Origin of the sequence: Paenibacillus chitinolyticus (assembly GCF_045038035.1) — a bacterium.
In the GTDB taxonomy this organism is placed as follows: domain Bacteria; phylum Bacillota; class Bacilli; order Paenibacillales; family NBRC-103111; genus Paenibacillus_F; species Paenibacillus_F chitinolyticus_A.
The window spans coordinates 3,364,699-3,377,812 of the sequence record NZ_CP173427.1 but is presented as its reverse complement, the minus strand read 5'-3'; the positions used below and the strand labels follow the sequence as shown (position 1 = coordinate 3,377,812).

Below are 13,114 nucleotides of genomic sequence, written 5' to 3'. Positions count from 1 at the left end.
AAGAAGGTTGAAGGAGAGCTGAACGTTGCGGATGAAAAGGACTGGGCGTCTTGCGGGCGCCGGATTTACTGCCGTTGTGGGCATTGCGTTTTTTCTTTATTGCTATTTCGTAATCGGGGATACATGGGAGATGCAGGCGGCGGGTGCGGTTTTCAGCATCGTCATCGCTTATTTCCTGGGCGGTTTATACGATAGAGCCCGCTATTACGCGGCTGAATTGAATAGGATGAATGAGGAGCTCCATATCAGCAGGGAGCAGCTGCGCCGAAGCGATGAAAGATATTCCGCGCTTCAGGCGAGCCTCGACAGTTTTTCTCACGATCTGTTCGGTATTATGAAAATCGCGGAGCTGGAAGCACGTCTGCTGGCTGAAGTGAAGCTGATTTTTCAAATTGAATGCGTTTCCCTGATCGAAACCCGAACGGGTTGCCCGTCCTGCTCGGTAAAAGCGGGAACGGGCGAAGTACCCCGGGCCGTTTTGAACAAAATCCGGCAGCATCAGAGCCAGCAGCTCTCGATCGGTGAAGTTTTCGAATATGATGAAGGCTCTTTTCTGAAAATAGGGGAAATCAAAGGCAGAATGCTCTGGCTCATTTTCGGAGAATTGACGGACAGTACGCGTCTTCCCGTCAAAAAAATATGGCTGAAAACTCTGATTCGTTTCGTGAACGTCGTGTATGAAAACCTCACTGTCATTGAAGACTTATCGGCTGAGCTGAAGCGGACGATGGAAGAGCAGGAGCCACCTCCCTGGCTGCTGCGCCTGTTCTTCAGTTTGTCCGAGCACGAGCGGAAGCGGCTGTCCCAGGATTTGCACGATGCGGCCCTTCAGGAGCAAATTATCTGGTACCGGAAGCTGGAGCAGCTGCGGACTTCGGGCCTTGGCCCGGACGAGCTTAAAGAAGGCCTGGCTCAAATCGGAGACGGTCTTCTCGATGTGATGTACCAAATCCGCCTGACCTGCAACGAACTCAGGCCTCCTTTTCTTAAAGAGTGGGGGCTTGTCCAGGCTTTGGAGGTTCTGTTCGAACACATTCAGCTCCATGCGGATTTTACGATCTATTTCGAAGCGGAGCATTTCAGGGATTATTTGAACGATGAACAGCGGATTGCGGTGTACCGGATTACGCAGGAGCTCATGTCCAATGCGATGAAGCATTCCAAAGCCCAGGAGGTTCATGTGACTCTGACGGGCGGCAAACAGAATCTGCTTCTGTCTTACCGGGATAACGGAATAGGCACAACCGATAGGGAACAGAAGGACAACGGGTTCGGGAGTATGGGGATTTACGGGATGCAGCAGAGAGTCCGGAGCCTTCAAGGAGAAATTCAGTGCGTGTCGGACAAAAGCGGCCTCAAGGTGCAGATCAGCATTCCGTTGAAACCGGTTCTGCAGGTGATTCCGCTGCACGGAACGTTAGTGTCGGTCTGAAGATGACGCGTTCAGCGGCAGACTAGGTTCACAAGAAGGGGCTGCTCATGCGATGATGGGCTGGACAGATCTTTGTTGAAGGTTCGACGGTTGAACGGGAGGGGGATATCATGAACATACAGATGAAGGAAGACCACTATCTGATTCGCGATATATGTATTCCGGATCTGCGCAGCCAGCTCTTTTGTATGTTCGATTTAGAGGGGACAGGCATTCATACGGCGGATGATTATGTGACCCAACTTGCGGCGGTGCGTGTCAATCAAGACGGAGCGGCGGGCGATTCATTCAACAGTCTGGTATACACCCCCAAACCTATTCCTGCCTTTGTCGAACAACTTACGGGAATAAGGAATGAAGATCTTTACGAAGCGCCCGCTTTTGGCGCCGTATATCCGCATTTTCTGGATTTTATTCAAAATCGTATTCTGGTTACGCAGGCGGGTTATGAATATGATTTGCCCTTACTGCGACGGCAATGCGAAGAAAACAAAGTGCCTTTTCCCGGAAATAAGGTGCTGGATATTAAAGTGATGTTTAAGGCGATTCACCCCGATTTCAGAGGGATTATTTCAACGGACAGGCTGATCGGTTATTACGGAATCGACGCTTCGGCTTATAAAAGACATGACGCGGTTGGCGATTGTCATTTAATTGCGTGCCTGTTCAATCTTATTATGTCGGAGTATAAACAAATGAACGTTCATACTTTTCAGCTGAAAAAGCCGCTAACTATTGAAAGATTTCTCATAGAAGGCATGCATACGGAACCGTATGAAGCGGAATATCCGTAATAAAACGGCACTACCGAACGACCGGTTTCGTTAAAAAAAGGATTCCTCCGCACGCTAAACGTGCAGGGGAATCCTTTTGGGCGTTTGTCCGGCGCTTACTTGACGCATCGCGCAAAAGCTTCGGCATGCGGTAATGCACCCGCTTGACAGCGCACAGCGGTTACTTGGCACGTACGCCCCGATGCTCGCCGTATTGATACAGCGTAAGCTCGTCGGCGGGCTTGCCCGGTTTTTTGGCCGCAAACTCAATTTCGATTTGAAGCTCCCGGACAAAGAAACGCGTTTCGGACAGCGGTAAAATCTCGTACTGGGGCTGCCCGCTTAACTGGATGAACAACTGATCTTGCTCGGGACCGGTCGTCACGCTGAGGTCGAGCCCCATATCCATCTTGTAAACTCCACGGTACAGCGTATACACGGTTTTGTCGATCTTAACGGACTTCAGTTCCGCCGGAACGTCGGGAACAGAGTGGGGGAGCCCGAACAGAATGTTCTCCGCCTCGTTGATAATTTGCTGCTGTATGTCCGGCTGACGATCCGTATTGGAAAGATAAATCGTCGTCTTTCCGTGATCCGTGTAACGGGCCAGATTCGTACTGTAGCCGGGCCAGCCGCCGCTGTGGGAAACGACTTTACCCAGGTGCTCTTTCTGTTCGATGATCCAGCCGTACCCGTACGAATAAGGTTTGTTATCCGGCAGTTTTCCGGAAGTGAAAGCTTCGTCGAGTGTCTTTTTGCTGACCAATTTCTCCGTATATAGGGCCTGATCCCAAAGCAATAGATCGTGCAGCGTGGAATTTACGGTCCCGTCCCCCTGGATTCCGTCCAGGTAGACGACAAAATCGGTCGCAGGCTGTTCGTCCGGGAGGTGATAGCTGTGCGTTTCGAACGAATATACGTATCCGAAAGCGAAATCCGGCGGCACATTTCCGGAAAGACGCCGGTTATGAATGCGGGTGGAATGCATGCCCAGAGGCTTGAACAACGTTTCGCTCATATAGTCGGCAAAGGAGAGACCCGAAATCTTTTCGATCAGCAGGGCCAGTAAAACATAGCCTGTATTGGTGTATTCCCAATTTTCCCCCGGCTGAAACTGGAGCGGAGGCTGATGGACATTAAAATACTCCAGGACGTCCCAGTTCGTGGCGATTTTGGAGCGGTCCCAGTCTTTTATGAAAAGCGGCGTATAGTCGGGCAGGCCGGAAGTATGCCGGAGAAGGTGCTTCACCGTGATGCCCGTGTAGGAGAAGTCCGGTATCCATTGTTCCACGGAATCGCTCAAAGAAAGTTTTCCCTGTTCCGCGAGAATAAGAATGCCCATGGCCGTAAAGGTTTTGGAAACGGAAGCGAGTTCGAAGACGGAATGAACGGTCAGAGAGCGCCCGGTCTCTCTATCCGCGAGGCCATACGCGCCTTCAAAGACAATTTCTCCTTTATCCGCCGCCAAAAACGCTCCGTTGAAAATTCCTTTCGCCGACATGGCGGTAAAAAGTTCTTGAAGCTGTTTCTGTTTGTTTTGCATGGTAATCCCTCCAATTATCCTATTTTTATAAAAATAATTAAGCTAACGTAATAATTAAGATTACTTACATATTGGACAGAAAGGGACGCAGGACGTCACCTTAGTTCAGCTTCGATAATTTTTTGAAGCTTGAACGTGATTTTGCGAAGCGCGCTTAATTCCTCGGGGTCCAGTTTGGAATAAAAGCGTTCCGCGATACTCTTCTCGACCTTCTGCTGGCGTTCGAAATAATCCCATCCGGCTTGATCGAGCTCGACAAGAATTTCCCGGCGGTTGTTCGGGTTAATTTCTCTCTTGAGATAGCCTTCCTTGTCGAGCTTGCCGATGAGCTGACTAACCGCGCTGGAAGTGATCAGCATCAGGTCCGCCAGTTCTTTGACCGTCAAACGCTTGTGTTTGTGAATGTGTTCAAGAACGACCGCTTGCTTGGAGGTCAGATCTGCCTGCAGGAGCTCGTTGTACTCTTGTAAAAGGAGCATGTTGGCCGTATATTCGGCTTCGTTAATCTCCTTTACGGTCTGGTATAAGCGTTCGTCCATGTCATCACCTTAATTATTAAGTTAACTTAATTGTTTGCACTCTCAGTATATGCGCTGCACGTTCCCTTGTCAACAAGACCGTTTGGTCCTTGTGCGAGATGTGTATTCATGCCAGGTGTAAAAGCAATCACAAAAAAACATCTCCGCCGAGGCGAAGATGTTCAAGATTCGGAGGATCAGGTTTGGTCCTGCATGCGGTGAGGCGACCATATCTTCAGGACGCGTTCGACTTCCGGCGCAAACACCGGCTTGCTTATAAAATCGTTCATTCCGGAAGCGAGGCACATCTGCATATCTTCTTTCTGAGCAAAAGCGGTCACCGCCACGATGGCCGGGCGCGAGGCGCCTCCTTTCAACCGGCGGATGGCCGCGGTCGTTTCGAAGCCGTCCAGTTCCGGCATCTGAAGGTCCATAAACACCATATCGTAGTCGTCGGACCGGACCGCTCGCAGCGCTTCCGCTCCGTTCTCCGCATAGTCCGCTTCGTATCCGAGCTTTTTGAGCAGGGTAATCAGCAGCAGGCGGTTTACGGGGTTATCGTCCGCAACGAGCAGTTTCATCGGACCGAACTTGGGCGGAGAAAGGGCGCCGCTGTCTCTGCCGCTTACAAGCGATGACGCCGGCGCCGGTTTGCTGCGTTGCGTTTTTTCCGGAGCGGAGTACGGGGCAGGCGATTCACTGGGCAGCTCGAAGGGCAGCACGAAATGGAACGTGGAGCCAACGTTAACCTGACTGTCGACGCCGATCGCTCCGCCCAGGAGCTCCACCAGCTTCTTGCAGATGGCAAGCCCGAGCCCCGTGCCGCCGTATTTGCGGTTAATGGTCGGGTGAAGCTGCGAGAAGGACTGGAACAGCTGGCTCTGCTTGTCGGCAGGAATTCCAATGCCCGTATCCCGGACGAAAAATTGCAGCACGGCATCGCTGCGTCCGGGCATTTTTTCGAGCTTGGCCGAGAGGGAGACATGGCCGTCCTTCTCCGTAAACTTGATCGCATTCCCGACAAGATTTACGATAATCTGCCGCAAAATGCCCTCGTCTCCGATAAGTGTCGCTGGAATGCCGCCGTCCAATTCGTACGTCAAACGGATGCCGCGCTCCGCGGCTTTAGGATGAAACAGCTCCACGACCTGGTCCAAAACGGAGCGGACATCGAAAGGCTCGTGATTAACCACCATTTTACCGGCTTCGATTTTGCTGAAATCCAGGATCTCGTTCAAAATCCGCAGCAGGGCGTAGCTGCTCTGCAAAATAATGTCGGTGTAGCTCTGCTGTTCCTCGGACAGCTCCGTTTCCGCCAGGAGATCCGCCATCCCGATAATCCCATTCATCGGCGTCCGGATTTCATGACTCATGATGGCCAGAAACTCGGACTTGGCCTGATCGGCTTTTTCCGCGGATTCTTTGGCCCGTATGATTTCTTTCTCGCCCGTAATATCTTTGAAGACGACGACGGCGCCCCGCAGCTCCCCGTTATCGATGAGCGGCGTCACGTGATAGTCGGCGAGGAAACTGGAGCCGTCTTTGCGCCAGAACACGGCTTCCTTGTTACGGTAGGGGCGGCCCTCCCGGATGGCACGGTAAATAACCTGTTCATCCGCGGACTGTTGAGCCGGGGTGCCGAACGTATTTTGCAGCATCCCGAGATACGGCTTGCCGATGAGTTCCTCGGGGACGAATCCGAGCATTTCCGCCCCGGCCGGATTAATAAACATCGCATTGCCGGAGGAGTCCACGCCGAATATACCTTCCGTGACCGAGTTGAGAATGAGCGTATATTCGCTGCTAAGCTTCTCGATCTGGGCGAGATATCTTTGACGTTCCGTAATATCGATCGTGATGCCGTAGACACCGACGACTTCGTTATCGACGATGATCGGAATATTCGTCGAGTTGATTTCGACGGGATGCCCGTCTTTATGGATGAGGGTCAAGTCGTAGCTTTGGGGAAAGCCCTGTTTGGCCAGTTCGAAGTGGTGAAGCGTTTTGGGCAGGTCTTTGGGAGCGACGATCGGCCCCCAATACATTCCGATCAACTCTTCCAGCGTAAAGCCGGTAATTTTCTGCAGATTCTTGTTCGCGGTCAAGTAATCGCCGTCCAGGTTCATGGAATATACCGCGGCGGGGTTGTGATCGAATAACGATTTATAGCGCTGTTCGCTTTCTTGAAGCTGCTGGTCCGCTTTTTTGCGCTCGGTAATGTCGCGGGATATGGAAATGATCTCATTCAAATTCCCGTCTTTATCGTATGTGTAGCGGGTAGTCGATTCAAGCCAGACGTAATCGCCGTTTTTGCAGCGAAACCGGAACGTTACATTGTCGCCCTCCGTATTCCGGTTCTGTTCCAGAAATAAAACGACTCTGTCCAGGTCATCGGGATGAATCAAAGGAAGAGCCCCCTGCCCGACCATTTCTTCAGGTTCATAGCCGAAAATGGTTCGGCAGATGGGAGAGGAATAAGTCATGGTCGCCAGCTCGTCCGGCTTGTGCCTGGAGATCCAGTCCAGCGAAGCTTCCGTTATGAGCCGGTGTTTGCGTTCGCTGTCGAGAAGCTGCTCTTCCCGCGCTTTATTGGCCGTCAGATCAACGGCCTGAACGAGAAGAGCGGCAGATTTCGCGGATTCCGCAGGAAGCGGAGAGAGGCCGACGGCAGCCCAGACGATCCCGCCGTTTTTGCTTACATATCTTTTCTCGAAGCGGGAAAGGGAAGGATCAGCACAGGGCAGCGCGATATCTTCCGGGTAAGTGATCCGCCTGTCGGAGAGTTTCGCCAGCTCGTCTTCCGTATACCCGAGCATGCGGCAAAAAGAGGGGTTGACCCGTAACCAGCGGTCTTCCGCCAGCGAATAAACGCCCATGGCAAATGGCGCGTTCTCGTAGGCTATTTCAAACAACCATTTATCGTCAAAGGGTTTCATGCCAACAGTCTCCTCAGGCTAAGAATTGCCAGTTCAGTATACCTCATTTTTACGGTACTCCGAAAGGGACGTGTCCCAATAAACCTGCTTCTGGATTCAGATCCCTTAAGCTCGGTGCTCTTCAAGTCACTTCTTCATCACTCGTTACTCAGCTAATTTTAATCTTGCTCCCATGGGCTTATTATTTTCAGTTGATAGATTGGAGGGAGAAGGCGGCACGGAAAATTGCCGGATCAGAAAGGCGGAATATAAGATGTCTTTATCTACATGGGATTACACTCTTTTTCAAAACATTAATCAATTAGCGGGGACGGGAACGTTTCTGAATCCCGTTATGCGTTTTCTCGCTCAAGACGCGGAATATTTATTCTACCTGGGTATTTTATTTTATTGGTTCACACGAAGCCGGTCCAATCGTAAAATGTCCATATTAGCGTTAGTTTCGGCCTGCGTAGGGCTTGGCGTAAGCGGAATCATTGGACAGGTGTTTTATCGGGACCGGCCTTTCGTAACTCATGAGGTTTATCAGCTTATCGGCCATGCCGCCAACGCTTCGTTTCCGAGCGATCATGCGACCGGAGCCTTCGTCATTGCGGCGTCAATCTGGCTGTACCGCAAAAAGGAAGGGACCGTGTGGCTCCTGCTTGCCCTGGGCGTGGCTTTCTCCCGTGTTTGGACCGGTGTTCATTATCCCGGCGATGTACTTGCCGGAGCACTTCTCGGAACTGTCTCGGCCACCGCGGTATATTTGTCGGTTAAGCATTGGGCTTTCGCGGACAAGTGGCTTGAAGCAAGAATTCGCCTCTACGAAAAACTGGAGGAACGGGTGTGGCCGAAAAAGACGCAGCCTCAACCTCCCACTATATAGACACTGCTCGATAAATATAAGACGGTATATATAAAACCAAACAGCGGTGCGGCGGAACCGGCATTAGCCGGACACAATAAAAGCACAACGCGTTTACGGTTCAGCTTCATACGAAGGTTAAACCTTTCTTGTCTTTCGACAGCATGGCAGCCGCGCTGCGCGAGTATACGACTAAGAGCATTTTTTCATGAAGCGATCCTTGTTCTTCTCATTAAATTTTCATTTTAGTGAACTATAATGATCAGGTAACGGATGAATCCGGGAGGAACGTTTGTGATTTTCAAAAAAATCGGGCTGTCTCCGCTCGGAAAAAGTAAACAGGTGAAGAAGCAGTCGACGAGTTTGTGGAACAAGACGAATCCCTGGCTGCCGCTAGGAACATCCCCCTGCATAGCAGGGGGATGTTGTGCTGAGCAGGAAACGGTTCGGATTCAAACGAACTATAGTCGAAGGTGATCTATATTCGGACAAGAAAGCAGAGGGGAGGGGACGGCCATGAACGCGAACATTCTAATCGTGGAAGATGAAGATAAAATTGCCCGGCTTCTTGAAATGGAACTGGGTTATGAGGGATATGAGGTCGAGCGGGCTTCGACAGGACGAGAAGGTTTGGTCAAGGCTATGTCCGGAACCTGGAGCGTTATTCTGCTCGATATTATGCTGCCTGAGCTCAGCGGAACAGAGGTGCTGCGGCGGCTCCGTATGACGGACACCTCAACTCCGGTTATCCTGTTGACTGCCCGCGACGCGACACCGGATAAAGTGAGCGGGCTCGATCAAGGCGCCAATGATTATATTACGAAGCCGTTTGAGATTGAGGAAGTGCTGGCCCGGATCAGAGCCTGCATCCGCAGCCGCATTCCTGCCACTGACATGAAACCGGCAGAATCCTTCCCTGTTCTGGCGATTGGAGATTTAACCGTCAGTCCGCTGACACGGACGGTTAAACGCGGCGAGAATATTGTAGAGCTGACCCCTAAAGAATTCGAGCTGCTCGTTTTTTTACTCGAAAACCGGAATCAGGTGCTCACACGGGATCAGATTATCAGCCATGTATGGGGGTATGATTTTATGGGAGATACGAACGTGGTTGACGTGTATATCCGTTATCTCCGCAAAAAAATCGATTATCCGTTTGAAGGAGCGCTTATTCATACACATCGCGGAGTAGGGTATTCGATCAAGGAGAGCGGCAAATGAGTATCCAGAAGAAAATCGTTCTTCTAACGACCCTATGGTTGATCGGTATATTGCTGGCTGTGAACGTGACCGTCTACTTTGCTTTTCTGCGCATTACGACTCAGAACGAAAAAGATTTGTTTATGAACCGAGTCCATACTCTTCTGGAAAAGGCGGACCCGGCCGACCTAATATCGGGAAAAAGTACCGAACTTCTGCAAAGCTACCTGCCGGATCAAGGGATGATTCGTCTTCTCGACAAGGAAGGAAAAGTGGTTCAAACCGTTCAGAACGATTCGGATCTTCTGCCTCTGAAGACAGAGACGATTAAACATTCTGAAACCGAGGTGTATTACAGAGGGGAAAGTGCCGTTCTGCTGGTTCGTGTCCCTATTCATTCGGGAAGTGACACGATCGGCTCAATCGAAATGGCGGAGAAGCTGGATCCGCTGGAAGACAACATCCGGATTTTGATTTCCATCCTTGCACTGTCGAGTCTGGGGGCAATCGGCTTGAGTCTCATCGGAGGCGTGTATTTGTCCCGCTGGATTCTGCGGCCCATTTCCGGGATGGTCCGCACGATGGAACAAATTGAGAAAAGCTTGGCCTTCCATCGAATACCGCTGAGTGAGGGCTCCAAAGATGAACTCGGCGCGCTGGCGGCTACTTTTAACCGGATGATTGACCGGCTCGAGGAAAACTTCGTGCGCCAGCAGCAGTTCGTGTCCGATGCTTCCCACGAATTAAAGACTCCTTTAACGATAATAGAGGGATATGCCAATATGCTTCGCAGATGGGGTCTGAAAGATGAAGCGAAAGGGAAAGAAGCTGTGGAGTCTATCCATTCTGAGGCCGTCAGAATGAAGCAAATGACCCAACAGCTTCTAGATTTGGCGTCGAGCGAGCAGGAGCGTATTTTAAAGGTCGAGAACGTCGAGCTTGTTACTGTTTGTGAACAGACAGCCCGCTTGCTGAGCAAGACTCACAGGCGGGAAATAGAGGTCATTTCCTCTTCCAAGGAAATTACAGCAGAAGTGGATGCGTCTACCGTCAATCAATTGCTGCTTATTCTTCTGGACAATGCTATAAAATACAGCAAAGACAAGATCGAGCTGCATGTATCCGAGAAGACGGATCCGGTTTCCGGTAAGCATGGGGTCGAGATTAGGGTGAAGGATTATGGAATCGGAATCCCGCAAGAGGAACTATCCCGCGTATTCGAACGTTTTTACCGGGTGGATTCCTCCCGACATCGGAAAACAGGAGGCACCGGGCTCGGTCTTGCGATCGCCAAAAATATGATCCGGCATCACGGGGGAACCATTGATCTTGCCAGTGAAGTAAATGCCGGAACCGAAGTGATAGTTTTTATCCCCTCTCTTTAAAAAGAGGGGATTTTGTTTAGGATCGGCTGCCGGGGCTCGTTTTATTCCGTCACCAGCGCGAGGACAAACCCGTCGTAACCTTTGCTGCCGACGGTTTGCAGAGCGGTCGCGGTGACCCGCGGCTCGGCCGCGATCAGCTCGAGAAAGGTGCGGACCCCTTGAACGCGCGGGTCTGTGCTGTGCCGATTGGCGACTTCCCCGTCGCGGATGACGTTGTCCCCGATGATGAGACTGCCCGGGCGCGACAGCTTCAGCGCCCATTTGAAGTAATCGGGGTTGTTCGGTTTATCCGCGTCGATGAAGATAAGATCGAACGGCCCGGCTCCTTCCGCGTAAAGCTGCTCCAGCGACCCGAGCGCTTCGCCGACCCGCAGCTCCACGAGATGGCTTACGCCCGCCTGGCTCAAATTGTGGCGGGCCGTCTCCGCGTGGTGAGGATCGTACTCGAGCGTGACGATTTTGCCGTCTTCGGGCAGTGCGCGAGCGAGCCAGATCGTGCTGTACCCGCCAAGCGTGCCGATTTCCAGGATGGAGCGGGCTCCTTGGATTTTGGCGAGGAGATGGAGCAGTTTCCCTTGGTTGGGCGCCACGTCAATGGGTGGAAGGTCGGCGCTGGCGTTGTTTGCGAGAACTGCCGTCATAACGGGATCGGCGGGGACGAGCCATTCGTTCAGGCAGGCATCCACATGCGACCATTTGCCGGACAGGTCCGTCCGGGCGGGTTCGTTACGGACTTCGGGGGATTCATTTGAAAGCGTCATAAGGGTAAACTCCTTTCGTATGGGAATCTACCTCTACTGTATGCTGGATCAATCCATAAATAAAATATATAATTATTATTAATTCATAAATTTTAGTTAAGAAAAGGTGCGTGCAAATGAATCTTCACGCTCTGCGGATTTTTTACGAAACGGCCAAAGCGGGGAGCATAACGGGAGCGGCCGAGGTGCTTCGGGTTTCCCAGCCTGCTGTCACTTCCCAGATCAAACGGTTCGAAAAGGAAATCGGGATGCGGCTTTTCACCGCCCGGGGAAGAGGAATTTCCTTAACCGATGCCGGACGTAAGCTGCTGGACTATGCAAGAAAGCTGTTTGCCCTGGAAGAGGAAATGGAAGCTTTTATCGACGGGTATACGTCGGGAAGAAACGGTGCGATCCGTCTCGTATCCACCTATCTGCCGGCGAATTTCCTGCTTCCGGCCTGGGTCGCCAAGTTCAAACGGGACCATGAAGAAGTGGATTTCGTCATCACCACGACCAATTCCCGGGGCGCTTTCGACAGCCTGCTCAATTACGAAGCCGAAATTGCCGTTTACGGCGGAGCGGGCGAAAGGCGGCCCGGCATCCATTGGGAGGAGCTTTTCGAGGACGAGCTGTGGTTCGTAGTGCCCGCCCGTCACAAATATGCCAATGAGCACATCACACTGGCCGAGATGGTGAAAGAGCCGTTCATTATGAGGGAAGAGGGAAGCTCGACGCGGGAGTGGCTTTTTTCCTTATGCAGGGTGCATAACGTGAGTCCGCCCCAGATCGCCCTGCAGTTTAACGGCCTGAATGAGACGATCAGCGCGGTGATGGCCGGGTACGGGACGAACTTTATTTCCTCGCTGGTCGTCCGGGATCATGTGCAGCGCGGGGAATTGGCCCGGGTATATGTGGAGGACATCCGGCTAAAAAATATCATCGCGGTATGTACGCGTACGGATGAGGTTCTGTCGCCTCCGGCGGAGCGGTTTATTCAAATGATTAAAGCCAGCGTAGGAGCGGGGCAAGCCCTGCCTTGAAACAAACGAAACGGAGTGTTCGAGCTCAGGCTCCGCACTCCGTTTTTAATTTTTTGCCGACTTTAGAGCGGATCGGCCGGATCCGTTTTTAGAGCCGTGCGGTTGCCGTGTGATTAAGAGACTAGCGTGGTATAATTTGGGTTACAGCACAGGTTCAGGGAGGAGGCGAAAAAATGAGCACCTTGGAAAAAGCGATTATTGTAGCCGCCCGGGCCCATTCCGGACAAACCGACAAAGCCGGTCAGCCGTACATTCTGCACCCGCTCCGGGTTATGCAGAGCGTCCGGACACCGGATGCGCGCATCGTGGCTGTCCTCCATGACGTTCTGGAGGATTCGGAGATAAGCGCCGAAGATTTACGGCGGGAAGGATTCTCGCCGGACATCGTTGAAGCGGTGACCGCTTTGAGCCGGGAGCCGGGCGAAGATTACCTGGACTTCGTCCGGAGGGCGAAGAAAAATCCACTTGCCCGGGAGGTCAAACTCGCCGATGTTCACGATAACATGGACATGACCCGCATCAAGGAACCGACCTCCAAAGACCGCGAAAGAATGCGCAAGTACGAAGCCGCCCTTCACGAATTGAACCGATAAGGGAAAAAACTCGGCCTGCAGAAAGCAGGCCGAGTTTTTTTGGGCGGAACGGCGGAGCTTGCGACACGGGCCACGACCGTCCCATCCATATTTTCCGTTCTTCC

The 13,114-nt window shown here is 52.0% G+C and carries 11 protein-coding genes; 7 read left to right on the top strand and 4 right to left on the bottom strand.

The window, feature by feature from the left end; translation table 11 throughout:
* The first annotated feature begins 31 nt into the window (after nt 1–31).
* Both ACI48J_RS15205 and ACI48J_RS15200 read left to right on the top strand, forming a co-directional pair.
* Entirely contained in the window at nt 32–1,432 is a 1,401-nt protein-coding gene (locus tag ACI48J_RS15205; RefSeq protein ID WP_405079046.1) for a sensor histidine kinase, read from the top strand.
* 110 nt (nt 1,433–1,542) lie between these two features.
* Nucleotides 1,543–2,226 carry a PolC-type DNA polymerase III gene (locus ACI48J_RS15200; protein WP_405079045.1) on the top strand — a complete coding sequence of 228 codons (684 nt, stop codon included), beginning with the start codon at nt 1,543–1,545 and terminating at the stop codon, nt 2,224–2,226.
* 160 nt (nt 2,227–2,386) lie between these two features.
* Here ACI48J_RS15200 and ACI48J_RS15195 read toward each other — a convergent pair whose 3' ends face one another.
* The 3 genes from ACI48J_RS15195 to ACI48J_RS15185 form a co-directional block, all read right to left on the bottom strand.
* Nucleotides 2,387–3,748, bottom strand: coding sequence for a serine hydrolase domain-containing protein (locus ACI48J_RS15195; RefSeq protein WP_405079044.1), 1,362 nt, complete (start codon nt 3,746–3,748; stop codon nt 2,387–2,389).
* Nucleotides 3,749–3,843: 95 nt separating this feature from the next.
* On the bottom strand, nt 3,844–4,287 hold the full coding sequence (locus ACI48J_RS15190) for a MarR family transcriptional regulator (protein ID WP_326056059.1): 444 nt from the start codon (nt 4,285–4,287) through the stop codon (nt 3,844–3,846).
* A 176-nt stretch (nt 4,288–4,463) separates the two neighbouring features.
* Nucleotides 4,464–7,202, bottom strand: a complete 2,739-nt coding sequence (locus ACI48J_RS15185; RefSeq protein ID WP_405079042.1) for a PAS domain S-box protein — start codon at nt 7,200–7,202, stop codon at nt 4,464–4,466.
* A 253-nt stretch (nt 7,203–7,455) separates the two neighbouring features.
* On the opposite strand from ACI48J_RS15185, the gene ACI48J_RS15180 reads away from it, so the two are divergent.
* From ACI48J_RS15180 to ACI48J_RS15170, 3 genes are all read left to right on the top strand, one after another.
* Nucleotides 7,456–8,070, top strand: coding sequence for an undecaprenyl-diphosphatase (locus ACI48J_RS15180; RefSeq protein WP_405079040.1), 615 nt, complete (start codon nt 7,456–7,458; stop codon nt 8,068–8,070).
* 495 nt (nt 8,071–8,565) lie between these two features.
* Nucleotides 8,566–9,270, top strand: coding sequence for a response regulator transcription factor (locus ACI48J_RS15175; RefSeq protein WP_405079038.1), 705 nt, complete (start codon nt 8,566–8,568; stop codon nt 9,268–9,270).
* The gene (locus ACI48J_RS15170) at nt 9,267–10,634 is read left to right on the top strand and encodes an ATP-binding protein (RefSeq protein ID WP_405079037.1); all 1,368 of its coding nucleotides are present in this window, start codon (nt 9,267–9,269) and stop codon (nt 10,632–10,634) included. The genes ACI48J_RS15175 and ACI48J_RS15170 overlap by 4 nt, the downstream gene beginning before the upstream one ends.
* A 41-nt stretch (nt 10,635–10,675) precedes the next feature.
* Here ACI48J_RS15170 and ACI48J_RS15165 read toward each other — a convergent pair whose 3' ends face one another.
* Nucleotides 10,676–11,395, bottom strand: a complete 720-nt coding sequence (locus tag ACI48J_RS15165) for an O-methyltransferase (protein WP_405079036.1) — start codon at nt 11,393–11,395, stop codon at nt 10,676–10,678.
* 116 nt (nt 11,396–11,511) lie between these two features.
* Here ACI48J_RS15165 and ACI48J_RS15160 point away from each other — a divergent pair, with 116 nt between their 5' ends.
* Nucleotides 11,512–12,417, top strand: a complete 906-nt coding sequence (locus ACI48J_RS15160) for a LysR substrate-binding domain-containing protein (RefSeq protein WP_405079035.1) — start codon at nt 11,512–11,514, stop codon at nt 12,415–12,417.
* 173 nt (nt 12,418–12,590) lie between these two features.
* Nucleotides 12,591–13,010, top strand: a complete 420-nt coding sequence (locus ACI48J_RS15155; protein WP_405079033.1) for an HD domain-containing protein — start codon at nt 12,591–12,593, stop codon at nt 13,008–13,010.
* Nucleotides 13,011–13,114 lie beyond the last annotated feature (104 nt).

What these genes read in the sequence shown, in the direction of transcription:
- ACI48J_RS15200 (WP_405079045.1), top strand. Translation starts at nt 1,543, where the DNA reads ATGAACATACAGATGAAGGAAGACCACTATCTGATTCGCGATATATGT.
- ACI48J_RS15170 (WP_405079037.1), top strand. Translation starts at nt 9,267, where the DNA reads ATGAGTATCCAGAAGAAAATCGTTCTTCTAACGACCCTATGGTTGATC.
- ACI48J_RS15205 (WP_405079046.1), top strand. Translation starts at nt 32, where the DNA reads ATGAAAAGGACTGGGCGTCTTGCGGGCGCCGGATTTACTGCCGTTGTG.
- ACI48J_RS15190 (WP_326056059.1), bottom strand. Translation starts at nt 4,287, where the DNA reads ATGGACGAACGCTTATACCAGACCGTAAAGGAGATTAACGAAGCCGAA.
- ACI48J_RS15155 (WP_405079033.1), top strand. Translation starts at nt 12,591, where the DNA reads ATGAGCACCTTGGAAAAAGCGATTATTGTAGCCGCCCGGGCCCATTCC.
- ACI48J_RS15160 (WP_405079035.1), top strand. Translation starts at nt 11,512, where the DNA reads ATGAATCTTCACGCTCTGCGGATTTTTTACGAAACGGCCAAAGCGGGG.
- ACI48J_RS15165 (WP_405079036.1), bottom strand. Translation starts at nt 11,395, where the DNA reads ATGACGCTTTCAAATGAATCCCCCGAAGTCCGTAACGAACCCGCCCGG.
- ACI48J_RS15185 (WP_405079042.1), bottom strand. Translation starts at nt 7,202, where the DNA reads ATGAAACCCTTTGACGATAAATGGTTGTTTGAAATAGCCTACGAGAAC.
- ACI48J_RS15180 (WP_405079040.1), top strand. Translation starts at nt 7,456, where the DNA reads ATGTCTTTATCTACATGGGATTACACTCTTTTTCAAAACATTAATCAA.
- ACI48J_RS15195 (WP_405079044.1), bottom strand. Translation starts at nt 3,748, where the DNA reads ATGCAAAACAAACAGAAACAGCTTCAAGAACTTTTTACCGCCATGTCG.
- ACI48J_RS15175 (WP_405079038.1), top strand. Translation starts at nt 8,566, where the DNA reads ATGAACGCGAACATTCTAATCGTGGAAGATGAAGATAAAATTGCCCGG.